Below are 766 nucleotides of genomic sequence, written 5' to 3' on the forward strand. Positions count from 1 at the left end.
ATTAGTTAGAAACTTTAAAATAATATTTTTATCTTTTATATAAATAATTTTATTAATATTATTAATATATATTTTAAAACTAGTTTTAGTTATATTAAAAATATATTTAAATAAAGTAAATGGGTTTTCTAAAAAAAAGTTATTTTTTAATATCTGGTATATATCATAACTAGATAATTCTAACATATTTTTATCACTTTCTTTTTGTACTAAAGGTGCTAACTCAATACTCATCCAACGTGGTAATTTAATTTTATAATCTCTTTCAAGCAAAAAAGCCATCCCACTTTTCCCTGATTGACTATTAAGTCTAACTACAGATTTATAATTCCGTCCTATGTCATGTGGATCGATAGGTAAATAAGCTACTTTCCATATTTCATTTGTTTTTTGTTTTTTTAAAGATTTACGTATAGCATCTTGATGACTTCCAGAAAATGCTGTATATACTAATTGTCCTATCCAAGGATGACGCGGATGAATAGCTATTTTGGTACATGAAGTAACAATTTTTATTAGTTCTTCTGGACATGATAAATCAATTTTAGGATCTACTCCTTGACTATATAAATTCATAGCTAATGTGATTAAATCCATATTTCCTGTCCGTTCCCCATTACCTAATAAAGTACCTTCCACACGTTCAGCTCCTGCTAAAATGGCTAATTCAGCTGCAGAAACAGCTGATCCTCGGTCATTATGAGTATGAATTGATATTATAACTTTATCTCTTTTACTTATATTTTTACAAAAAAATTCTATTTGA

The 766-nt window shown here is 26.5% G+C and carries 1 protein-coding gene; it reads right to left on the reverse strand.

Translation table 11 applies throughout. The features are described 5' to 3' along the window. The coding region (locus IE124_RS34210; protein ID WP_502266945.1) for a hydroxymethylglutaryl-CoA lyase-like TIM-barrel protein at positions 1-766 on the reverse strand (766 nt) is incomplete at both ends.

It is taken from the genome of Streptomyces narbonensis (assembly GCF_014649015.1).
GTDB classification, from domain to species: Bacteria; Actinomycetota; Actinomycetes; order Streptomycetales; family Streptomycetaceae; genus Streptomyces; species Streptomyces narbonensis.